The sequence below is a fragment of the Streptomyces sp. Je 1-332 genome (assembly GCF_040730185.1).
GTDB lineage: Bacteria > Actinomycetota > Actinomycetes > Streptomycetales > Streptomycetaceae > Streptomyces.
This window is the reverse complement of sequence record NZ_CP160402.1, coordinates 6,231,874-6,253,217: the sequence shown is the minus strand read 5'-3', so window position 1 is coordinate 6,253,217 and position 21,344 is coordinate 6,231,874. Positions and strand designations below refer to the sequence as shown.

Below are 21,344 nucleotides of genomic sequence, written 5' to 3'. Positions count from 1 at the left end.
CGCTCACCAGCAGCAGGGGTCAGGCCTTGTTGCTCGGCTCCTTGTTGCTCGGCTCCTTGTGGCGCTTTTCCACCGGGCCCCGCCGCACCGCGCCCGGCGCGTTCCACTCCGACCGCTTGCGGGCCCGCTTCTTCGCGGCCTCGGAGGAGTCGAGCTGATAGGGGACGGATGTCACCATCACGCCGGGGGTGAACAGCAGGCGGCCCTTGAGCCTGAGCGCGCTCTGGTTGTGCAGCAGGTGCTCGTACCAGTGGCCCACCACGTACTCCGGGATGATCACGCTGACCACGTCGCGCGGGCTCTCCTTGCGCAGGCCCTTGACGTACTCGATGATCGGCCGCGTGATCTCGCGGTAGGGCGAGTCGAGGATCTTCAGCGGGACGGTGATGCCGCGCCGCTCCCACTCGGCCCGCAGGGCCTTGGTCTCCGCCGGGTCGACGTTGATGCTCAGCGCTTCGAGCGTGTCCGAGCGCATCAGCTTGGCGTAGGCCAGAGCGCGCAGCGTCGGCCGGTGGATCTTGGAGACCAGGACGATGGAGTGCACGCGCGAGGGCCGCACGCTGTCGTCGGACGGGGTCTCCGGGGCGGCGATCTCCTCGGCCACGCGGTCGTAGTGGCGGCGGATCGCCGACATCGTCGCGTAGAAGATGCACATGCCGAGCAGGGCGACCCACGCGCCGTGCGTGAACTTCGTGACGAGTACGACGACCAGGACCATGCCCGTGAAGAAGGCACCGAAGGTGTTGATCGCCCGCGAGCGGATCATCCGGCGCCGCTTGGCCTGGTCCTTCTCCTTGCGCAGATGGCGGTTCCAGTGCCGGACCATGCCGATCTGGCTGAGCGTGAAGGAGACGAAGACGCCGACGATGTAGAGCTGGATCAGCCGGGTCGAGTCCGCGCCGTAGATGACGACGAGGAGGGCCGCGGCGCCCGCGAGCAGCACGATGCCGTTGGAGAAGGCGAGCCGGTCGCCGCGGGTGTGCAGCTGGCGCGGCAGGTAGCGGTCCTGCGCGAGGATCGAGCCGAGCAGCGGGAAGCCGTTGTACGCCGTGTTGGCCGCGAGGAACAGGACGAGGGCGGTGGCGGCGGCCAGCACGATGAACAGGAAGCTGCCGTTGCCGAAGACAGCCTCGGCGACCTGCGAGATCACCGGGTTCTGCACATAGTCCGCGCCGACCGGAACGCCGTTGTGGAAGAGGTCCTTGCCCGGGTACTCGGCCATGCGGACCTTGGTCGTCATGGCGAGCGCGATGATGCCGCAGAACATCGTCACGGCCAGGGCGCCCATCAGGGCGAGGGTGCTTGCCGCGTTCTTGCTCTTGGGCTTGCGGAAGGCCGGGACGCCATTGCTGATCGCCTCGACGCCGGTGAGCGCGGCGCAGCCGGAGGAGAAGGCCCGCAGGAGCAGGAAGACGAGCGCGAAGCCCGCGAGGCCGCCGTGCTCGGGCTTGATCTCGTAGTCCGCGGTGGGCGCCTTCATCGTCTCGTCCAGGACGATGCCGCGGAAGGCACCCCAGGCGATCATGATGAAGACGCCGGCCACGAAGACGTACGTCGGGATGGCGAAGAGCTTGCCCGACTCCTTCACGCCGCGCAGGTTCATCACCGTGAGGAGCACGATGACGGCGACCGCGCAGAGCACCTTGTGCTCGACGACGAACGGGATCGCCGAGCCGAGGTTCTCGATGCCCGAGGAGATCGACACCGCCACGGTCAGGACGTAGTCGACGAGCAGCGCGCTCGCGACGGTCAGCCCGGCCCTGGGGCCGAGGTTGGTGTTGGCGACCTCGTAGTCGCCACCACCACTCGGGTAGGCGTGCACGTTCTGCCGGTACGACGCGACGACGGTGAACATCAGCACGACGACCGCGACGGCGATCCAGGGGCTGAAGTGGTACGCCGACACACCCGCGATCGAGAGGACAAGGAGCACTTCCCCCGGCGCATAGGCCACGGAGGAGAGCGGGTCGGACGCGAACACGGGTAGAGCGATGCGCTTCGGCAGGAGGGTTTCTCCGAGCCGGTCGCTGCGCAGTGCGCGCCCGATGAGGATCCGTTTGGGCACGTCGGTCAGTTTGGACACGCAGAGGATCGTAAGCGTTCGATTGGGTGCCCGCCCAACCACCACCCCCTAAGCGCGCCGGTTAGCCACGACGCGCCGCCGGGGGCTCCGCCCAGTGCCCGGAAACCGGAGACCCGTCGGCGCTGTCCGGTGCGTGCGGCACCTCCCGGGCCCCGTACCGCTCGGCCACCCGCTGCTCGGCGCGGCGGATCGCGCGGGACGGCCACCAGGTGGCACGCCCGAGGAGCAGCAGCGCCGCCGGCAGGATCATGACGCGGATCACGAACGCGTCGAGCAGGACGGCCGCGGCGAGGACGAAGCCCATCTGCTTCATCTCCAGGATGTGCAGCATCACGTAGCTCCCGAAGACGGTGACCATGACGATCGCGGCGCTGGTGACGACCTTGGCCGACTGGCTGATGCCCTCGATGACGGCCTGCTTGGTGGGTACGCCGTTCAGGGCGGCCTCCCGGATCCGGCTGACCACGAACACCTGGTAGTCCATCGAGAGCCCGAAGAGGATCACGAAGAGGAAGAGCGGGACGCGCGAGGAGATCCCGCCGAGCGAGATGAACGAGAGCAGTTCCTCGGCCCACTTTCCCTGGAAGACCAGGACGAGCAGCCCGAGCGCGGACGCGGCGGAGAGCAGGTTGAGCACGATGCCGAGCAGTCCGAGGACGATCGAGCGGAACGCGAAGACCGTCATGGCGAAGGTCATCAGGAGCAGGAAACCGAGGACGAGCGGCAGCTTCTGGTTCTGGTGCGCCACATAGTCCGTGCCGCGCGGCACCTCGCCGGTGACGGCCGTCTCGACGCCGGGCAGCTTGCCGACGGTCTCGGGGAGGTAGTCGTCGCGCAGGTGGTCGAGGGTGGTGACGGCCTCGTCGGAGTACGTGGCGTGCGGGGCGTTGAGCTCCAGTGTGGTGGTCCTGCGGTCCTCCGAGGTGCGCAGGAGCGGAGTGCCGGAGGGGTGCGAGAACAGCGGGTCGTCCTGCGCCCTGCGGTCCAGCGCGGTCAGCGCGTCGCGCACCTCACCGGCCTGCGATGCCTCGGCCCGCACCACGACCTGGTGCCGGATGCGCTGCTCGGGGAAGGCGTCGAGCAGCCGGTCGTATCCCTGTATGGCCGGGATGTCGCGCGAGAAGCTGTCGCGCGCCGGGTCCTTGAGCTCCATGTCCAGGGCGGGCAGCGCGAGGCCCAGCAGGACGAGGACGGAGAGGCACAGCGTCAGCGCGGGGCGCTTGCGGGCCGGGGCGAGCAGCGCGTTCCAGGCCCGTCCGGGCTTCTTCTCGCCGTACGTCTTCACCGGCTTGCCCTGCGCCTGCCGCTTCAGCGCCCGGCGTTCCGTACGCCTGCCCAGTTTGACCAGCAGGGCGGGGAGCACGGTCACCGAGCTGATGACGGCGACAGCCACGACCAGGATGGTGCCGGTCGCGAGCGAGTCGAAGATGACGTCACCCGCGAGGAACAGTGCGGCGGTCGAGACGATCACCGCGAGGCCGGAGACGACGATCGCGCGGCCGGCGGTCGCGGCCGCTGCTTCGACGAGCGCCTCCGAGGTGAGGCGCCCGCCCACAAGGGCCCGCTCCTCGCGTTCGCGCTTGAGGTAGAAGAGCGTGTAGTCGACGCCGACGGCCATGCCGATGAGCAGGATCATGTTCATCCCGACGCCCGTGTCGGGCAGCAGGTGCGAGGCCAGCATCGCCAGGCCCATGGTCGCCATGATCGAGGTGATGGCGAGGAGCAGCGGTACGCCGACCATCACCACCGAGCCGAACACCAGGGCCAGCGTGATCAGCGTGACGGGCAGCGTGATCGTCTCGGAGAAGGCGAGGTCCTCGCCCCGCTGGTCGTTGACGCCCTTGCTCACGGAGGCGGCGCCGGTCTCCTCGATCACCAGGTCCGGGTGGGCCTGACGGGCCTTCTCGGTCTGGGCCTGGAGCGGGATGACGTTCTTCTTGCCCTCCTGGTCGGGGCCGTTGAGCTCGACCTGGACCCGCAGGACCCGTCCGTCCGCCGACGGCACCGGGGCCGCCACCGACGCGACCTCCGGCAGCGACTTCATCCGGGCGGTGATGTCCTTGACTGCGGCGGCGGCCGCCTTCTCGTCGAGCGGTCCCGACTCGGCGCGGATCAGCACCTGTTCCGTGGGCCGCAGCTGGACGCCGCCCTCGGTGGCCAGGGCCTCGGCGCGGCCCGCCTCACCGACACGGAAGTCCTCCGAGGTCGCGCTGTTCATGCCGGCGGCGATGCCGCCCCCCAGGCAGAGCACCACGAACACCAGCCAGCCGACGACCGCGCGCCCTGGATGCAGCGCGCTCCATCGGGCCACGCGCACCGTGACCGATCGCTTCCTCATGACCATCCCCGCCCCTTCACGAGCCCCCGGCTCACTCAGTCCTTCATGTGTAAGTGGAGACTGACAGGTGAAGGAACGAGCCTGTCAACTGTCATTCGGGAGCGCGATAAGGCGGATTGACAGTGGAACCCGCCATACGTAAGCCTTGGCTGACAGGTTTCGGGACCAGCGGGAAGACCGCGAGAAGACCAGCGAGAAGGCGGGCCATGGACAGCGAAGAGCTGCTCGCCGTTCTCTCCGCCGTCGGCCACGCCCAGCGGATCCGGATCATCACCGAGCTCGCCCCGGGGCAGCTGTACGTCAGCGAACTGGCGCGGCGGCTCGGCGTCTCACGGCCCTTGCTCTACATGCACCTCGACCGTCTGGAGAAGGCCGGTCTCGTCGTCGGCCGCCTGGAGCTCTCCGACGACGGCAAGGCACTCAAGTACTTCGAACTGGCGCCGTTCGACGTGCGATTGAACGTGGACACGATCCTCGCGGCCGTCCGGCAGGACGCGGCGGACGGGGACGAACAGCACTCACCTGAGGGGTCTTAATGGACGACGTGATCATCCCGGTCGCCTTCTTCCTGATACTCGCCGGCGCGATCGTGGCGGTCGCCTATTTCCAGTCGCAGCGCAACCGCGAGCGCGACCGCCAGTGGGCCGAGGCGATGGAGCAGTACCGCGAGGCCGTCGAGCACGCCAGGTCCGAGCAGGAGGCGGCGCGGCTGCAGCTCGTCGAGCTCAGCTACCGGCTCAAGAACGTCGAGGGCCTGCTGCGCAGCGTGGACTGACCCGACCGGCCCTCGCCCCGGAAACCCCGCACCGCATCGGTGAGCACCGGCAGGTGCACGGGGGTGCCCTCCGCGGACCGTGCGTGTGTAGCTTGGGCGTCGGTCTGAGACGCTTTTACCGTTCAGCCTGAGCAAAAAGTATTGACACAGCCGGAAGGACGGGCGTGCACATCGTCATCATGGGCTGCGGGAGAGTCGGATCCGCTCTCGCGCAGACCCTGGAACAACAGGGGCACACGGTCGCCGTGATCGACCAGGACCCCACCGCCTTCCGCCGTCTGGGCTCCGGCTTCGGCGGCCGTCGCGTCACCGGCATCGGCTTCGACCAGGACACCCTGCGCGAGGCCGGCGTCGAGGAGGCGGGCGCCTTCGCCGCGGTCAGCAGCGGCGACAACTCGAACATCATCGCCGCCCGCGTGGCCCGCGAGATGTTCGGCATCGAGAACGTCGCCGCCCGCATCTACGACCCGCGCCGCGCCGAGGTCTACCAGCGCCTGGGCATCCCCACCGTCGCCACGGTCCGCTGGACCGCCGACCAGATGCTGCGCAGGCTGCTGCCCTCCGGGGCCGAGCCGCTGTGGCGCGACCCCACCGGCGGCGTACAGCTCGCCGAGGTGCACGCTTCCGCGTCCTGGATCGGCCACAAGATCAGTGAGCTGCAGGAGGAGACCGGCGTCCGCGTGGCCTTCCTCACCCGGCTGGGCGAGGCGGTCCTTCCGACCTCGCAGACGGTGCTCCAGGAGGGCGACCTGGTGCACGTGATGATGCGCACCGACGAGGTCGAGAAGGTCGAAGCGGCGTTCGCCGAAGGCCCCGAGGAAGGCGGTCACTGATGAGGGTCGCCATTGCCGGAGCAGGCGCGGTGGGACGTTCCATCGCCGGTGAGCTCCTGGAGAACGGGCACGAGATTCTGCTCATCGACAAGGCGCCGACCGCCATCTCGGTGGAGCGCGTCCCGCAGGCCGAGTGGCTGCTCGCCGACGCCTGCGAGATCACCTCGCTCGACGAGGCGGCGCTCCAGCGCTGCAACGTGGTGATCGCCGCGACCGGCGACGACAAGGTGAACCTCGTCGTCTCGCTGCTCGCGAAGACCGAGTACGGCGTCCCGCGGGTCGTCGCCCGCGTGAACAACCCGAAGAACGAATGGCTCTTCAACGAGTCCTGGGGCGTCGACGTCGCGGTCTCGACCCCACGCCTGATGTCCGCGCTCGTCGAGGAGGCGGTGAGCGTCGGTGATCTCGTACGTCTGCTGCGCTTCAGTCACGGTGACGCGAACCTCGTCGAGCTGACCCTGCCGCCCGAGTCGGCCCTCGCGGGCACGACGGTCGGTGACGTCCAGTGGCCCGAGGACACCTCGCTGGTGACGATCATCCGCGGTACGCGCGTTCTCGCGCCGACCGCGGACGACTCCCTCGAAGCGGGGGACGAGCTGTTGTTCGTCGCGGCGCAGGCTCGCGAGGAGCAGCTGGAGGACCTGCTGTCGGTGCGCAAGGAAGAGGCGGCGAGCTAGTCGCTTCGCTTGCTTGTACGCGGAAGGGGGGCGCCCGGGATATCCCGGGCGCCCCCCTTCTGACGTGACTGCTAGACGTCGCCCCTGGCGGCGGCCTTGCGCTCCTTCTCGGCCTTCTCCGCCTTCTCCGCGGCCTCCATCTCAGCGAACACGTCAATCGGCGGCGGCGCCTTCGCGAGGAAGACCCAGGTCAGCCAGACGGCCAGCAGGAAGGGCGGGATCTTCAGGGCGATCAGGACCCAGCCGAACTGGGTGGTGTCCGCCCACCAGTAGAGCGGGAAGAGGATCGCGCACTTGGCGAGCAGGATCAGGCCCCAGGCCCAACTTGCCTTGGTGTACGCCTTCTTGCGGCCAGGGTTGCGGGTCCGCCAGGAGAGGTTCTCCTTGAAGACCGGGCCGAGGATCAGGCCGATCAGCGGGACGCCCGCCATGGCCGTGATGATGTAGGCGAGGGCCAGGCCCAGGGTGTAGAGCATGCCCGGCAGATAGAAGTCCTTGGCGTTGCCGGTCATCATCGCGAAGACCACGCCGAAGGCGACACCGAAGACGCCGCTGAAGGCGTGCTTGACGGTGTCCTTCATGACCAGGCGGACCGCCACGAGCACCAGGGACACCGCGAGGGCCGCGATGGCCGACATGTGCAGGTCCTTGTTGATCGTGAAGATCGTCACGAAGAGGAGGCCGGGAACGACGGTCTCCACCATGCCCCGCACGCCGCCGAAGGCCTCGAAGAGCGCGGCCTCGGTCACGGCCCTGGAATCGGCTTCCTGATCCGTGCTTCCTTGGTCCGTCGGCTTGTCGAGGGACGTCACCGGCTACTCCCGTCCGAGGGGTCTGAGTTCGTATTTCGGGTTGAAGAGCACCCGGCGGCCGCGGCTCATCGAGACCCGGCCGGACGCGATCAGCCTGCGCCCCGGCTCGATCCCCACGATGGAGCGCCTGCCGAGCCACACCACGTCCAGTGCCGCGGAGCCGTCGAACAGCTCCGCCTCCAGGGCGGGAACGCCGGCGCGTGGTCGCAGAGTGACCGTGCGCAAGGTACCAGTAACCGTGACTATCTGGCGGTCCTGGCAGTCTCCGATACGGGTGCATCCAGCCGTCTCGGCATCCTCGCGCAGCTCCTCCGACTCCAGATCCTCCTGGGAGGAGGACAGCCGGTCGAGCATGCGCCGGAAACGGCCTGCCGGCTTCTCGGAACCAGGAACAGCACTCATACAGGAAGCGTACCGGGGGTCGCCGACAGCGCCGCAATGGGTGCGCTCATCTGTGCTTATGCCCGCTCAGCCCCGCCTTGACCCTTGACTCATCGCTCGAACCTGTAACCCATTCCCGGCTCGGTGATGAAGTGCCGCGGATGCGCGGGGTCCGCCTCCAGCTTGCGGCGCAGCTGCGCCATGTAGACGCGCAGGTAGTTCGTCTCCGTACCGTACGAAGGGCCCCAGACCTCCTGGAGCAGCTGCTTCTGGCTGACCAGGCGGCCGGTGTTGCGCACCAGGACTTCGAGGAGATGCCACTCCGTGGGCGTCAGGCGCACGTCGCGTCCGTCGCGGTTGACCTTCTTGGCGGCCAGGTCGACCGTGAAGTCCTCCGTGTCCACCATGACGTCGTCCTCGCCCGCTCCGGTGGGCTCGGCTCTGCGGATGGAGGCCCGCAGCCGGGCGAGCAGCTCGTCCATGCCGAAGGGCTTGGTGACGTAGTCGTCGGCGCCCGCGTCGAGCGCCTCGACCTTCTCGTCCGAGCTGTGCCGCGCGGAGAGCACCAGGATCGGGACGCGCGTCCAGCCGCGCAGGCCCCTGATGACCTCGACCCCGTCCATGTCGGGCAGACCGAGGTCGAGCACGATCACGTCGGGGTGGCGGGCGGCGGCGAGCTGGAGCGCCGTGGCTCCGTCGGGGGCCGCGTCCACGTCGTACTTGCGCGCCTTCAGGTTGATGACGAGGGCGCGTACGATCTGCGGCTCGTCGTCGACCACGAGCACCCGGGTCATGCGTACCTGCCTTTCGGGCTTGTCGGTTGTGGCCATCTCGGCGGTCATGTGGCCGTCTCGGCGGTCATGAGGCTGCCTGTGCGGAGAGGTCGGGCAGGGCCGGCGGTCCGCCCGCCGCCGCCCGCAGGGTGAGGACCATGGTGAGGCCGCCGCCGGGGGTGTCCTCGGCCTCCAGCGTGCCGCCCATGGACTCGACGAAGCCACGGGCGACCGCGAGGCCGAGGCCCACGCCCGCGCCGCGCGGAGCGTCGCCGTAGCGCTGGAAGGGCTCGAAGATGCGGTCCTTGGCCGCGTCCGGGACACCCGGCCCGCGGTCCACGACGCGCAGTTCGACGCGGTCGCCGAGCGCGCTCGCGGAGACCAGGACCGGTTCGGCGTCGAGGCTGTACTTGACGGCGTTCTCGACGATGTTGGCGACGGCGCGTTCGAGGAGGCCCTTGTCCACGGAGACCATGGGCAGCGTCTCGGGGATGTCGAGGTCCGCGCTGCCGTCGGGGACGCCGCCGAGTGCCATGGGGACGACCTCGTCGAGGTCGATCGCGCGGATCAGCGGGGTGACCGTGCCGGTCTGCAGGCGGGACATGTCCAGGAGGTTGCCGACCAGGTGGTCCAGGCGGTCGGCGCCGTCCTCGATGCCTTCGAGGAGCTCGGCCTGGTCCTCCTCGGACCACGCCACGTCGTCGGAGCGCAGAGAGGAGACGGCGGCCTTGATGCCCGCGAGGGGCGTACGCAGGTCATGGCTGACGGCGGCGAGCAATGCGGTGCGGATGCGGTTGCCCTCGGCGAGGGTGCGGGCCTGCTGTGCCTCGTCCTGGAGGCGCCGGCGGTCGAGGACCACGACGGCCTGTGCGGCGAACGCGGCGAGCACCCTGCGGTCCTCGGCGGGCAGCACCCGGCCGGACAGGGCGAGCGCCATGTGGTCGCCGACGGGCATGTCCACGTCCGCGTCCTCGGGGCGCTCCAGCGTGCGCCCCTCGCCGACCCGGCCCGCGCAGGTCCAGGGGGCCACGTCGCTCGCGCGCTCCAGGAGCGCCACCGAGTCCATGCTGAAGGTCTCGCGTACGCGCTCCAGGAGGGCGTCCAGGCTGGTCTCGCCGCGCAGCACGCTCCCGGCGAGGAAGGAGAGTATCTCCGACTCCGCGCGCAGTCTCGCGGCCTGGTGGGTGCGGCGGGCGGCGAGGTCCACGACGGAGGCGACGGAGATCGCGACGCCCACGAAGACGATGATCGCGACGATGTTCTTGGAGTCGGAGATCGTCCACAGGTGCGTCGGCGGCGCGAAGTAGTAGTTCAGGAGCAGCGAGCCGAACGCCGCCGAGGCCAGGGCCGGCAGGAGACCGCCGAGCAGGGCGGCGGCGACGGTGAGCGTCAGGAACAGCAGCATGTCGTTGGCGAGACCCAGGTCCGCGTCGACATGGGTGAGGAGCAGCGTCAGGAGCGCCGGGCCGCCCACGCCCACCAGCCAGCCCCAGATGCTCCGGGACCTGCCGAGCCGTGCCCCGCGCGTCACGGGCAGACCGCGGCCCTTGGCGACCTCGTCGTGCGTGACGATGTGGACGTCCAGGTCGGGGCCCGATTCGCGGGCCACCGTCGCGCCGACGCCGGGCCCGAAGACGTACTGCCAGGTCTTGCGGCGCGAGGAGCCGAGGACGATCTGGGTGGCGTTGACGCCGCGGGCGAAGTCGAGCAGCGCGGCGGGTATGTCGTCGCCGATGACGTGGTGGAAGGTGCCGCCCAGGTCCTCCACCAGGGTGCGCTGGACCGCGAGCTCCTTGGGCGACGCCGCGGTCAGGCCGTCGCTGCGGGCGATGTAGACGGCGAGGATCTCGCTGCCGGAGCCCTTGGCCGCCATGCGCGAGGCGCGGCGGATCAGCGTGCGGCCCTCGGGGCCGCCGGTGAGGCCGACGGCGATGCGTTCACGGGCCTGCCAGGTGGAGCGGATGCCGTGCTCGCCGCGGTACTGCTGGAGGTACTCGTCGACCCGGTCGGCGACCCAGAGCAGCGCGAGCTCGCGCAGGGCGGTGAGGTTGCCGGGCCGGAAGTAGTTGGACAGGGCCGCGTCGACCCGGTCGGGCTTGTAGATGTTGCCGTGGGCCATGCGGCGGCGCAGTGCCTGTGGCGACATGTCGACGAGCTCGATCTGGTCCGCGCGCCGCACCACCTCGTCCGGCACGGTCTCGCGCTGGCGCACGCCGGTGATCGACTCGACGACGTCGCCGAGGGACTCCAGGTGCTGGATGTTCACGGTCGAGACGACGTCGATGCCCGCGGCGAGGAGCTCCTCCACGTCCTGCCAGCGCTTGGCGTTGCGCGAGCCGGGGATGTTCGTGTGCGCCAGTTCGTCCACGAGGGCGACGGCGGGCGCGCGCTCCAGGACGGCGTCGACGTCCATCTCGGTGAAGCGGCCGCCACGGTGGTCCAGCTGTTTGCGGGGCACCTGCTCCAGGCCGTGCAGCATCACCTCGGTGCGCGGCCTGTCGTGGTGCTCCACGAAGGCGACCACGCAGTCGGTGCCGCGCTCGATGCGGCGGTGCGCCTCGGACAGCATCGCGTACGTCTTGCCGACGCCCGGTGCCGAACCGAGGTATATCCGAAGCTTGCCGCGTGCCATGGCCCCATTGTCTTCCCGAAACTGCTGTGTACGCAGCGTCGACCTTACGGCCAACAAATCGCGCATAGGGGACGAAGGGGCGCCCACGCGTGCTCTTTGACGCAACCCTGATGTGGCGGGTGGCGCGACCCTGAGTGCGGTCCTGTGGGGCCGGGCGCCAGTGAGGTCATGGCACGCCCGGCCCCACAAGGACCGGCTCAGCCGGGGTTGTTCGCGTGGGTCAGGGTCTCCCAGGCGACGAAGAGGTTGTTGCTACCCGCGGGGCGCTGCTCCTCGGTGAGCTTCTGGGTGTTGGTCATGGCGTGGCCGAGGCGGTTGTGCAGCGCGTTGTAGCCGACCTCGGTGACCGGTCCGAGGCCCCGGTGGACCGAGCCGCCGCACAGCGAGCTGGGCGGGGCCTCGCCCAGTTCGTACTTGGCCTGGAACCCGAGGCCCTGGCGCAGCCGCTCGCCGACGTCCGTCTTGTAGAGGTCGTCGCCCTGGATGCGGCTGGTCTCGGCGACGTGGGAGATCGCGGAGAGCCCGTATCCGGTGTGGGTGAAGTCGCGGCACGTTTCCTGGGTGAGCCCGGTGGTGAAGGTGCCCTGCCCCTGCCAGTACTTGACGATCTTCGCGCGGGTGTCGAGGTTCTGGCTGGGCACGGTCTTGGGCAGGTCGCCGTCGGAGGCGAGATAGACGTAGGCGGCGGTGCGCGTGCGGAACTTCGCCATCGCCTTGTCGTACGACCCCTTGTCCTCGATGAAGACGGAGATGCCGATGGCGGCCTCCATCATCGACAGCTCCCAGTTGCCGTTGGAGTTGGAGCCGTTGATGATCTCGGGCAGGTAGACGGTGCGCAGCATCGTCGCGAAGCGGCCCGAGTTGTTCCAACCGCCGGTGTACGTGTGCTTGATGATCTCGGCGGCCCTGGGCCAGGACGAGCCCGCCCAGCCGGTCTGCAAGGGGGCGTTGCTGTTGGTGTGGTCCTTGATGGTGCCGGACCAGGCGTCCATCAGCTCGATGGACTTCTTCGCGTAGCGGTCGTCACGGGTGATGTACCAGGCGAGGGCTGTGGTGTACGCGGCTATCGCGTCCTCGCGCTCGTCCGTGCACCCGTAGTTGGGGTCCGAGTAGGAACCGCACTCGACGACCGCGCGGGGCTTGGGCGTGCGCGAGAGGGAGGCGTACTTGCTTCCCATCATCTGGTCGTAGGCGCCCTTCCAGGGCTGGGCGCCGGCGTTGACCTTCTCCCTGGTGAAGTCGAGCTGTCCGCGGGAGACGGTGACTCCGGGGTGGACGAAATCGGCGGGCGCGGCGTCGGCGCGCTCGGCGCCGGGCCAGGCCAGGAGGGCGGCGACCAGTGCGGTCACCACGGAGGCGAGGGTCGCGAGGACTGCCGTGCGGGGTCTGCGGTGGTGGCGCACGGGTGTGGGGGTGTCAGCCATGCGAAGGGCCATCCATTCTCGTATGTGAACTTCAAGTGCCTTTCTGAACATGCGTGTTGGGCCGAGACCATAGGTACGGACCATGCTGCCGTCAAGACGTGCGCCCGGCGCAGTCGCGCGACAGCCGCAGCCGACCGGTCGGATTCAGAAACGTGAACCAGAGCTGCCCGGGGCGGCCCGGTCGCGAGGACCGGACCGCCCCGGGCAGCCCGTGAGGTGAGTACGCCTCAGCTCCTGTCGGCGACAAGCTCCCTCAGCGCGATGTTGAGCTGGAGGACGTTGACGCGGGGCTCGCCCACGAAGCCGAGGATCCGCCCGTCCGTGTGCTCGGCGACCAGCTCCTCGACCTTGTTCACGGCGAGGCCGTTCTTCTCGGCCACCCGGTGCGCCTGGAGCCGCGCGTACTCCGGTGAGATGTGCGGGTCCAGGCCCGAGCCGGACGAGGTGACGGCCTCGGCCGGCACGTCCGACGGCCTGACCTTGAAGCCGGGCGTGGAGTTGTCCTTGACGACGGCCGCCTTGGCGGCCTTGACGTTCGCGATCAGGTCCTTGCTGTCACCGGACAGGTTCGTCGCACCCGAAAGGATCAGGTCGTACTGGGTGTTCACCCCCGCGTCCTGGTTGGAGCCGAGGCCGTTGGAGGGCCGGGGCTGGAACCACTTCAGGTCGGGCTCGGCGGCCTCCTGGCCCTTCTTCAGCGGCAGGTCGTACGTCTGCCCGATGAGCTCGGAGCCGACGACCTTGCCCTCGCTGCGGATCTCGGAACCGTTGGCCTTGTCGCTGAACAGGCCCTGGGCGATCCCGGTGACGGCGAGCGGATAGATGACACCGCAGACCACGGTCAGCACCAGCAGGGCACGCAGGCCCGCGCCCAGCAGCCGTGCCGTACTTCCGACGGAGTTGTTCATGACGATCAGCACGCTTTCAGGAGCTAAAGCCCGGGGATGAGGGAGATCACCATGTCGATGATCTTGATGCCGATGAACGGGGCGACGAGGCCGCCGAGGCCGTAGATGCCGAGGTTGCGCCGCAGCATCCGGTCCGCGCTCATGGGCCGGTAGCGCACGCCCTTCAGGGCCAGCGGCACCAGGGCGACGATGATCAGCGCGTTGAAGACGACGGCCGACAGGATGGCCGACTCCGGCGACGACAGGCCCATGATGTTGAGCTTGTCGAGACCGGGATACACCACAGCGAACATCGCGGGGATGATCGCGAAGTACTTCGCGACGTCGTTGGCGATCGAGAAGGTCGTCAACGCGCCCCGGGTGATCAGGAGTTGCTTGCCGATCTCGACGATCTCGATGAGCTTGGTGGGGTTGGAGTCCAGGTCCACCATGTTCCCGGCCTCCTTGGCGGCCGAGGTCCCGGTGTTCATGGCCACGCCGACGTCGGCCTGCGCGAGGGCGGGCGCGTCGTTCGTGCCGTCACCGGTCATCGCGACGAGCTTGCCGCCGGCCTGCTCCCGCTTGATCAGCGCCATCTTGTCCTCGGGCGTGGCCTCGGCGAGGAAGTCGTCCACGCCCGCCTCGTCCGCGATCGCCTTGGCGGTCAGCGGGTTGTCACCCGTGATCATGACCGTCTTGATGCCCATGCGCCGCAGCTCGTCGAACCGTTCACGCATGCCGTCCTTGACGACGTCCTTGAGGTGGATGACGCCGAGGACCCGCGCCCCCTCGTCGTCCTGGGCGGCGACGAGGAGCGGTGTGCCACCGGCCTGCGAGATCGTGTCGGTCAGGGCCTGGGCGTCCGCGGAGACCGTGCCGCCGTTCTGGGTGACCCACGCGACGACCGAACCGGTCGCGCCCTTGCGGACCTTGCGTCCGCTGCCGCCCTCGACGAGGTCGACGCCCGACATCCGCGTCTGCGCGGTGAAGGCGACCCACTCCGCCCCCTCCAACTCCCCCTGGTGGCGCTCGCGAAGCCCGTACCTCTCCTTCGCCAGTACGACGACGGAGCGCCCCTCGGGCGTCTCGTCGGCCAGCGACGAGAGCTGGGCGGCATCCGCGAGCTCGGCCTCGGTCGTCCCGCGCACGGGCACGAACTCGGCGGCCTGACGGTTGCCCAGCGTGATGGTGCCGGTCTTGTCGAGCAGCAGCGTCGAGACATCACCGGCGGCCTCGACCGCCCGTCCGGACATGGCGAGGACGTTGCGCTGGACCAGGCGGTCCATGCCCGCGATGCCGATCGCGGAGAGCAGCGCGCCGATGGTCGTCGGGATCAGGCACACCAGGAGCGCGGCGAGCACGATCATGGACTGCTCGGCACCGGCGTACACGGCGAACGGCTGGAGCGTGACGACCGCGAGCAGGAAGACGATGGTGAGCGACGCGAGCAGGATGTTGAGCGCGATCTCGTTGGGCGTCTTCTGCCGGGCCGCGCCCTCGACCAGGTTGATCATGCGGTCGATGAACGTCTCTCCGGGCTTCGTCGTGATCTTGATGACGATGCGGTCGGAGAGAACCTTCGTGCCGCCGGTGACGGCGGACCTGTCGCCGCCCGACTCCCGGATGACCGGGGCCGATTCGCCGGTGATGGCCGACTCGTCGACGCTCGCGACACCGTCGACGACGTCACCGTCGCCGGGGATCACGTCGCCCGCCTCGCAGACCACCAGGTCGCCGATGCGCAGCGCGGTGCCGGGCACCTGCTCCTCGGCCGTGCCGTCCAGGCGGCGCGCGACCGTGTCGGTCTTGGCCTTGCGCAGCGTGTCCGCCTGCGCCTTGCCACGCCCCTCGGCCACCGCCTCCGCGAGGTTGGCGAAGATCGTGGTCAGCCAGAGCCAGACCGCGATCGCCCAGCCGAACCAGTCCCCCGGGTCCTTGACCGCGAGGACGGTGGTGATCACCGAGCCGACGAGCACCACGAACATGACGGGCGACTTGACCATCACCCGCGGATCGAGCTTCCGCACGGCGTCGGGGAAGGACTTCAGGAGCTGCTTGGGGTCGAACAGACCCGCGCCGACACGGCCGCCGTCCTGATGGCTCTCATGGCCGCCGGGCACGTCCTGGTGCGGCGCACGGGTGGGAGTAGCGGTGGACATGGAGCCGGGCTCCTCTGGCTTCTTCGTGCCGGTCGGCTTCTGTGTGCCGCTCGGCTTCTGTGTGCCGCTCGGCTTCTTCGTCTCGGCGGTCATGACGCCAACCCTTCGGCCAGCGGCCCGAGGGCGAGCGCCGGGAAGTAGGTCAGCCCGGTGATGATCATGATGGAGCCGACCAGCAGGCCGGTGAACAGCGGCTTCTCGGTACGCAGAGTGCCCGCCGTCGCCGGAACCGGCTTCTGCTCCGCCAGCGAACCCGCGAGCGCGAGGACGAACACCATCGGCAGGAACCGGCCGAGCAGCATCGCGAGGCCGATCGTGGTGTTGAACCAGTTCGTGTCCGCGCTCAGCCCCGCGAACGCCGAGCCGTTGTTGTTCGCGCCCGAGGTGTAGGCGTAGAGGATCTCCGAGAAGCCGTGCGCCCCGGAGTTGAGCATCGAGTCCTTGGGCGTGGGCAGCGCCATCGACACCGCCGTGAAGCCGAGCACGAGGGCGGGAGTGACGAGGATGTAGCAGGCCGCCAGCTTGATCTCGCGGGTGCCGATCTTCTTGCCCAGGTACTCGGGCGTACGGCCCACCATCAGCCCCGCGATGAACACCGCGATGATCGCCATGATCAGCATGCCGTACAGACCTGATCCCGTACCGCCCGGCGCGATCTCGCCCAACTGCATGCCGAGGAGATCGAGCCCGCCGCCGAAACCGGTGTTGGAGGAGTGGAAGGAGTTGACCGCGCCCGTCGAAGTCAGTGTCGTGGCGACCGAGAAGATCGCCGAACCGGCTATCCCGAACCGCGTCTCCTTGCCCTCCATCGCGCCGCCCGCGATGTCGAAGGCGGGGCCCCCGTGGTGGAACTCCGTCCACATCATCAGCGCGGTGAACCCGACCCAGATGGTCACCATCGTGGCGAGGATCGCGTACCCCTGCCTGAGGGAACCGACCATCCGCCCGAAGGTCCGCGTGATCGCGAACGGGATCACCAGGATCAGGAAGACCTCGAAGAGGTTGGAGAGGCCGTTCGGATTCTCGAAGGGGTGGGCGGAGTTGGCGTTGAAGTAACCGCCTCCGTTGGTGCCCAGCTCCTTGATGACCTCCTGCGAGGCCACCGCCCCGCCGTTCCACTCCTGGCTGCCGCCCAGGAACTGGCCGACCCCGTGGATGCCGGAGAAGTTCTGTATCGCGCCACAGGCGACGAGGACGAGGGCGCCGATCACCGAGATCGGAATCAGGATGCGTACGACACCGCGCACCAGGTCGGCCCAGAAGTTCCCCAACTCCCCCGTCCGCGACCGGGCGAAGCCCCGCACCAGGGCCACCGCGACGGCGATGCCCACGGCCGCGGACACGAAGTTCTGCACCGCGAGGCCACCGGTCTGTACGACATGGCCCATGGCCTGCTCGCCGTAGTACGACTGCCAGTTGGTGTTCGCCACGAACGACGCGGCGGTGTTGAAGGCCTGGTCGGGGTCGATGGCCTTGAAGCCGAGCGACCCGGGCAGCGAGCCCTGGAGCCGCTGCAGCAAATACAGGAACAGCACGCTCACGGCGGAGAAGGCGAGCACACCGCGCAAATAGGCGGGCCAGCGCATCTCGGCGTTCAAATTGGCGCCGATGCCCTTGTAGATCCACTTCTCCACGCGCAGGTGCTTGTCGGAGGAGTAGACCTTGGCCATATGGTCGCCGAGCGGACGGTATGCCAGGGCGAGCGCCACGATCAGCGCGAGGAACTGGAGCACACCAGCTAGAACAGGGCTCATCCGTACTCAGAACCTCTCCGGGAACACGAGAGCGAGGACGAGATAGCCCAGCAGGGATACGGCCACGACGAGACCGACGATGTTCTCGGCAGTCACAGCTTCGCCACCCCCTTGGCGATGAACGCCACCAGCGCGAAGACCGCGATCGTGGTGACGACGAAGGCCACGTCGGCCATCGTGTGCTCCTAGATGAGAGATGAGATGCGCTTGATCTGACCTCTTGAGCAAACCCCCTGTATGGCCGGAAACGACCGCCGTTGACGGCTCCCTTACGGCCGTTGGCACTCCGTTGACGACTCTCTTACGTCTGCCGTCGCTCTACCGCTCTCACCTGCGAAAACGCCGATGGGCCGCACTCCCGTCAGGGAATGCGGCCCATCGGCCCGTACGTCAGGCGCTAGCGCACCTCGGTGATCTCGGGGCCCCGCTGGAGCTGGCCCATGCCGCCGGAGAAGCGCGAGCCCTCCTGCTGCTCCTGCTGGACACCGCCCTCGGCGACCATCTGTGCGTCGTCCGGCAGCTTCAGGACGATCGGGTCACGAGGCGCCATCGGGCCGTCGCCGCGCACGATGACGGTGTCCCGGAAGATCTGCTCCAGGAGCCCGGCGGCCTGCGGCTGAACCGCGCCCTGGCCGGAGATGACCCCGCGCAGGAACCAGCGCGGGCCGTCGACGCCGATGAAGCGCACGACCTGCACCCCGCCCGTGCCGTCCGGCAGCTGCACCGGCACCTGCGCGCGCAGCTCCCAGCCGAGGGGGCCCTCGACCTCGTCGATGACACCGCCCTGCTGCGTGATGCCCGAGGCGATCTCCTCGCGGACCTCGCCCCAGATGCCCTGCTTCTTGGGGGCGGCGAAGCCCTGCAGCTGGATGGCGCTGTCCTGGAGCACGACGGTCGCGGCGACGATCGCGTCACCGGCGACCTCCACGCGCAGCTCCATGCCCTCGACACCCGGTACGAAGAGGCCACCGAGGTCCACGCGGCCCTCACCGGGCTCCCGGACCTCCGAGACGTCCCAGGGACCGTCGGGGCGGGGCTCGGGCTCGAGCCTCACGCGCGACCGCGCCGCGTCATCACTGTCCGCAGCGTCGGAGTCGTCGACGACCTGCTCGGCCTCGCCCGCCGCGTCCTCGGCGGCACTGTCCTTCTTGCGACGTCCGAACACGTCACTGTCCTTCCCGGTCAGATACGACCGATGCGTATCGATTCCCACCCGTGTTTTCACCCGAGCCGGCGCCCACGGCGGCATGGCCGCCGGTGGACCCGAAGCCCCCCTCGGCCCGCGCCGAGTCGGGAAGCTCCGCCACCTCGTGGAAGCGCACCTTCTCGACCTGCTGGACGACCAGTTGGGCAATCCGGTCGAAGCGCTCGAACCGCACGCGCTCGCGCGGGTCGAGATTCACCACGATCACCTTGATCTCTCCACGGTACCCGGCATCCACCGTCCCTGGGGCATTCACCAGGGCGACACCGCAGCGGGCGGCGAGACCGGACCGCGGGTGCACGAAGGCCGCGTACCCCTCCGGCAGCGCGACAGACACCCCCGTGGGCAGTACCGTCCGCTCGCCCGGGGCGAGTTCGCACGCTTCGGTGGTCCGCAGATCCGCTCCGGCGTCGCCGGGCTGCGCGTACGAGGGCAGTGGTACCTCGGAGTCGACGCGACGGATCAGGACGTCGAGCTCCGGGCGGGGTACGGGGGTCACGGGTTCACCTCGAAGGCACGTGCGCGGCGGATCTGGTCCGGGTCGTCCATGGCGGCCCGGATCTCCTCCGGGCGGCCGTTCTCGATGAAGTGGTCGACCTTGACCTCGATGAACAGGGCCGTGGCACGGACGGCGACGGGCCCCTCGGGGCCGCCGATCCGCCCGGTGGCCCGGGAGTAGATCTTCCGTCCGGAGACGGCGGTCACCTCGGCCTCGAGGAAGAGCACGGTGCCCAGCGGCACGGGCCGTACGAAGTCGGTCTCGAGCCGACCGGTCACGGCGATCACCCGCAGCAGCCAGTTCAGCGAGCCGAGCGTCTCGTCGAGCGCGGTGGCGAGCACTCCGCCGTGCGCGAGACCCGGAGCACCCTGGTGGGCCTCCCGGACGGTGAACTCGGCGGTGACGCCCACACCTTCACCGGCGTACGCCGCGAGGTGCAGCCCGTGGGCCTGCCCTTCGCCGCAGCCGAAACAGTGCTCGTAGTGGGCTCCGATGAGCTCGCCAGGGGCGGGCGCGTCGGGGTGGCGGACGGGCGCTATTGCGTCGGCCGGGGGCGTCAGAGCTGCTGAAGTACCACTCACAGGCGCAGACCTTACCCGCCCGCCCGTCTCCCACCGCCGCCCTGCCTGACAGCGCTGCGCGCAGACTGCCCCGAACCCTGCCGACTCAGCTCATCGTGCCAAGCTTGCTCGTATGCAGCCTTACGAAGAACGCCTGACGGCGCCCCGTTCCTGGTGGCTCGTCTCGCTCCTGGTCGGTGTCGCGACAGCGCTCATCATGGTGCCCTTCGGCACTCTGCCCCTGCTCGGCGGCCTGGTCGCCGGGACGGCGGTCGCCGCGGTCGTCACCAGCTCGTACGGCTCCCCCCGGATCCGCGTGGTGGCGGGCTCGCTCGTCGCGGGCGACGCGAAGATCCCGGTCTCCGCCCTGGGCGAGCCGGTGGTACTCGACGCCGAGGAGGCGCGCGCCTGGCGCGGCCCGAAGGCCGACCCGCGCGCCTTCATGCTGCTGCGCGCCTATATCCCCACGGCGCTGCGCGTCGAGATCACGGACCCGCAGGACCCGACTCCGTACGTGTACGTGTCGACGCGGCACCCCGAGGCGCTCGCGGCGGCGCTGACGGCGGTGCGGGCTTCGTAAGGACTGTTCGTCGGGGGCGTGCGCGGAACCCGCCGCGTCAGCGCCCCAGCTCCTTGGGCGGCGTGCCCGGACGCAGGGGGTCCAGGGGCTTCACGGGCTGCTCAAGGGGCGGCAGCTCGGGCAGGGCGTCCCAGGGCACCTGCGACCTCCGCAGGTCCGCACGGACCCGCTCAGCGAGCTTCTTGGTGTCACGGCGGTTCATCACCGCCCCGACCGCGGCGCCCACCATGAAGGGCATCAGGTTCGGGAGGTTGCGCACCATGCGCTTCATGATCTGCTGGCGCAGCTCGCGCTTCATCTGGCCGCCGAGCGCGGCGTTGATCGACGCGGGCTTCACCACGTCGATGCCGCGCTCCTCGGTCCACGAGGTGAGGTAGGCGGAGCTGCGCTCCTTGAGGTTGCCGGGCGGGCGAAGGCCGTAGACCTCGTGGAGTTCGGCGATCAGCTTGAGCTCGATCGCCGCCACGCCGGTGATCTCGGCGGCCATCTCCGCGGGCATGGCGGGCGGCACGGGCATCATCGCCGCGGCGCCGACTCCGGCACCGACCGTCGACGTCGCGTTGGCCGCGCCGGAGATGAGTTTGTCCGCGATCCGCTCGGCGTCCAGGCCGGGGAACTGTTTGCGGAGGGTGTTCAGGTCGCGGACCGGGACCCGCGGGGCGCTCTCGATGATCCGGTCGGCGAGATAGCCGATGCCGGCCTTGGCGCTGCGTCCGCTCATGCGTACGCCCGCCTTGACTCCGTCCGTGACGGCGGCAACGCGGCCCTTGGACCCGGGGGTCCTGGACGCCTTGTCGGCCGCCGTCTCGTCTGGTGTTGCCACCTCTGAGGCGTTCGCCGGTCGGAGCGAGGCTGTTCCTGTGGGGGAAGAGCCCCGCTCGTCGTCGCGCGCGCCCTCGATGGCGGCGTTCTCTTGGTCCGCTCCGCGCTTACGGAAGCGGCGCTTCCTCGGCGGGGTCGAGCCTGTCACGGC

General features: G+C 69.3%; 20 protein-coding genes. 5 read left to right on the top strand and 15 right to left on the bottom strand.

Annotation, left to right across the window (positions count from 1 at the left end; all coding sequences use genetic code 11):
- Window positions 1–19: 19 nt before the first annotated feature.
- Both ABXJ52_RS28305 and ABXJ52_RS28300 read right to left on the bottom strand, forming a co-directional pair.
- Window positions 20–2,083 (bottom strand): APC family permease, encoded by a 2,064-nt coding sequence (locus tag ABXJ52_RS28305; RefSeq protein ID WP_367045585.1) that lies wholly within the window; start codon window positions 2,081–2,083, stop codon window positions 20–22.
- 61 nt (window positions 2,084–2,144) lie between these two features.
- Window positions 2,145–4,421 (bottom strand): MMPL family transporter, encoded by a 2,277-nt coding sequence (locus ABXJ52_RS28300; RefSeq protein WP_367045584.1) that lies wholly within the window; start codon window positions 4,419–4,421, stop codon window positions 2,145–2,147.
- A 206-nt stretch (window positions 4,422–4,627) separates the two neighbouring features.
- On the opposite strand from ABXJ52_RS28300, the gene ABXJ52_RS28295 reads away from it, so the two are divergent.
- The 4 genes from ABXJ52_RS28295 (at window position 4,628) to ABXJ52_RS28280 (ending at window position 6,706) form a co-directional block, all read left to right on the top strand.
- Complete coding sequence (locus ABXJ52_RS28295; protein ID WP_367045583.1) at window positions 4,628–4,957, top strand: winged helix-turn-helix domain-containing protein; 330 nt, start codon at window positions 4,628–4,630, stop codon at window positions 4,955–4,957.
- The gene (locus ABXJ52_RS28290) at window positions 4,957–5,196 is read left to right on the top strand and encodes a hypothetical protein (protein WP_367045581.1); all 240 of its coding nucleotides are present in this window, start codon (window positions 4,957–4,959) and stop codon (window positions 5,194–5,196) included. The genes ABXJ52_RS28295 and ABXJ52_RS28290 overlap by 1 nt, the downstream gene beginning before the upstream one ends.
- Window positions 5,197–5,360: 164 nt before the next feature.
- Window positions 5,361–6,029, top strand: coding sequence for a TrkA family potassium uptake protein (locus ABXJ52_RS28285; RefSeq protein ID WP_367045579.1), 669 nt, complete (start codon window positions 5,361–5,363; stop codon window positions 6,027–6,029).
- Complete coding sequence (locus ABXJ52_RS28280) at window positions 6,029–6,706, top strand: TrkA family potassium uptake protein (RefSeq protein WP_367045577.1); 678 nt, start codon at window positions 6,029–6,031, stop codon at window positions 6,704–6,706. The genes ABXJ52_RS28285 and ABXJ52_RS28280 overlap by 1 nt, the downstream gene beginning before the upstream one ends.
- 71 nt (window positions 6,707–6,777) lie before the next feature.
- Here ABXJ52_RS28280 and ABXJ52_RS28275 read toward each other — a convergent pair whose 3' ends face one another.
- The 12 genes from ABXJ52_RS28275 to ABXJ52_RS28220 all read right to left on the bottom strand — a co-directional run bounded on the left by ABXJ52_RS28275 (window position 6,778) and on the right by ABXJ52_RS28220 (window position 19,812).
- Window positions 6,778–7,518 carry a DUF3159 domain-containing protein gene (locus tag ABXJ52_RS28275; RefSeq protein ID WP_367045575.1) on the bottom strand — a complete coding sequence of 247 codons (741 nt, stop codon included), beginning with the start codon at window positions 7,516–7,518 and terminating at the stop codon, window positions 6,778–6,780.
- Between the two features lie 3 nt (window positions 7,519–7,521).
- The gene (locus ABXJ52_RS28270) at window positions 7,522–7,920 is read right to left on the bottom strand and encodes an OB-fold nucleic acid binding domain-containing protein (protein WP_367045573.1); all 399 of its coding nucleotides are present in this window, start codon (window positions 7,918–7,920) and stop codon (window positions 7,522–7,524) included.
- An 89-nt stretch (window positions 7,921–8,009) separates the two neighbouring features.
- Window positions 8,010–8,693 carry a response regulator gene (locus ABXJ52_RS28265; protein ID WP_249592796.1) on the bottom strand — a complete coding sequence of 228 codons (684 nt, stop codon included), beginning with the start codon at window positions 8,691–8,693 and terminating at the stop codon, window positions 8,010–8,012.
- 64 nt (window positions 8,694–8,757) lie between these two features.
- Window positions 8,758–11,304 (bottom strand): sensor histidine kinase KdpD, encoded by a 2,547-nt coding sequence (locus tag ABXJ52_RS28260; protein WP_367045572.1) that lies wholly within the window; start codon window positions 11,302–11,304, stop codon window positions 8,758–8,760.
- A gap of 197 nt (window positions 11,305–11,501) precedes the next feature.
- Complete coding sequence (locus ABXJ52_RS28255) at window positions 11,502–12,728, bottom strand: alginate lyase family protein (protein WP_367045570.1); 1,227 nt, start codon at window positions 12,726–12,728, stop codon at window positions 11,502–11,504.
- Window positions 12,729–12,955: 227 nt separating this feature from the next.
- Window positions 12,956–13,636, bottom strand: coding sequence for a potassium-transporting ATPase subunit C (locus tag ABXJ52_RS28250; RefSeq protein WP_367049330.1), 681 nt, complete (start codon window positions 13,634–13,636; stop codon window positions 12,956–12,958).
- A gap of 23 nt (window positions 13,637–13,659) precedes the next feature.
- Window positions 13,660–15,774 carry a potassium-transporting ATPase subunit KdpB gene (kdpB, locus tag ABXJ52_RS28245; RefSeq protein WP_367049328.1) on the bottom strand — a complete coding sequence of 705 codons (2,115 nt, stop codon included), beginning with the start codon at window positions 15,772–15,774 and terminating at the stop codon, window positions 13,660–13,662.
- Window positions 15,775–15,863: 89 nt separating this feature from the next.
- Window positions 15,864–17,528, bottom strand: a complete 1,665-nt coding sequence (gene kdpA / locus ABXJ52_RS28240; protein ID WP_367045568.1) for a potassium-transporting ATPase subunit KdpA — start codon at window positions 17,526–17,528, stop codon at window positions 15,864–15,866.
- A 6-nt stretch (window positions 17,529–17,534) separates the two neighbouring features.
- Window positions 17,535–17,624, bottom strand: coding sequence for a K(+)-transporting ATPase subunit F (gene kdpF, locus ABXJ52_RS28235; RefSeq protein ID WP_367045567.1), 90 nt, complete (start codon window positions 17,622–17,624; stop codon window positions 17,535–17,537).
- A 301-nt stretch (window positions 17,625–17,925) separates the two neighbouring features.
- Window positions 17,926–18,693: a DUF3710 domain-containing protein gene (locus ABXJ52_RS28230; RefSeq protein WP_367045566.1), complete on the bottom strand. Its 768-nt coding sequence runs from the start codon at window positions 18,691–18,693 to the stop codon at window positions 17,926–17,928.
- 1 nt (window position 18,694) lies between these two features.
- Window positions 18,695–19,231, bottom strand: a complete 537-nt coding sequence (gene dut, locus ABXJ52_RS28225; RefSeq protein WP_367045563.1) for a dUTP diphosphatase — start codon at window positions 19,229–19,231, stop codon at window positions 18,695–18,697.
- A complete protein-coding gene (locus ABXJ52_RS28220; protein ID WP_367045561.1) occupies window positions 19,228–19,812 on the bottom strand; it encodes a PaaI family thioesterase in 585 nt (194 codons plus the stop codon). The genes dut and ABXJ52_RS28220 overlap by 4 nt, the downstream gene beginning before the upstream one ends.
- 112 nt (window positions 19,813–19,924) lie before the next feature.
- On the opposite strand from ABXJ52_RS28220, the gene ABXJ52_RS28215 reads away from it, so the two are divergent.
- Entirely contained in the window at window positions 19,925–20,371 is a 447-nt protein-coding gene (locus ABXJ52_RS28215) for a DUF3093 domain-containing protein (RefSeq protein WP_367045559.1), read from the top strand.
- Window positions 20,372–20,408: 37 nt separating this feature from the next.
- On the opposite strand, the gene ABXJ52_RS28210 is transcribed toward ABXJ52_RS28215, so the two are convergent.
- Window positions 20,409–21,341 (bottom strand): hypothetical protein, encoded by a 933-nt coding sequence (locus ABXJ52_RS28210; protein ID WP_367045558.1) that lies wholly within the window; start codon window positions 21,339–21,341, stop codon window positions 20,409–20,411.
- Between the last annotated feature and the right edge of the window lie 3 nt (window positions 21,342–21,344).

Coding starts and splice junctions, on each gene's coding strand:
- ABXJ52_RS28300 (WP_367045584.1), bottom strand. CDS start 4,421: ATGAGGAAGCGATCGGTCACGGTGCGCGTGGCCCGATGGAGCGCGCTG.
- ABXJ52_RS28295 (WP_367045583.1), top strand. CDS start 4,628: ATGGACAGCGAAGAGCTGCTCGCCGTTCTCTCCGCCGTCGGCCACGCC.
- ABXJ52_RS28290 (WP_367045581.1), top strand. CDS start 4,957: ATGGACGACGTGATCATCCCGGTCGCCTTCTTCCTGATACTCGCCGGC.
- ABXJ52_RS28280 (WP_367045577.1), top strand. CDS start 6,029: ATGAGGGTCGCCATTGCCGGAGCAGGCGCGGTGGGACGTTCCATCGCC.
- ABXJ52_RS28270 (WP_367045573.1), bottom strand. CDS start 7,920: ATGAGTGCTGTTCCTGGTTCCGAGAAGCCGGCAGGCCGTTTCCGGCGC.
- ABXJ52_RS28265 (WP_249592796.1), bottom strand. CDS start 8,693: ATGACCCGGGTGCTCGTGGTCGACGACGAGCCGCAGATCGTACGCGCC.
- ABXJ52_RS28260 (WP_367045572.1), bottom strand. CDS start 11,304: ATGGCACGCGGCAAGCTTCGGATATACCTCGGTTCGGCACCGGGCGTC.
- ABXJ52_RS28255 (WP_367045570.1), bottom strand. CDS start 12,728: ATGGCTGACACCCCCACACCCGTGCGCCACCACCGCAGACCCCGCACG.
- ABXJ52_RS28250 (WP_367049330.1), bottom strand. CDS start 13,636: ATGAACAACTCCGTCGGAAGTACGGCACGGCTGCTGGGCGCGGGCCTG.
- kdpB (WP_367049328.1), bottom strand. CDS start 15,774: ATGTCCACCGCTACTCCCACCCGTGCGCCGCACCAGGACGTGCCCGGC.
- kdpA (WP_367045568.1), bottom strand. CDS start 17,528: ATGAGCCCTGTTCTAGCTGGTGTGCTCCAGTTCCTCGCGCTGATCGTG.
- ABXJ52_RS28215 (WP_367045559.1), top strand. CDS start 19,925: ATGCAGCCTTACGAAGAACGCCTGACGGCGCCCCGTTCCTGGTGGCTC.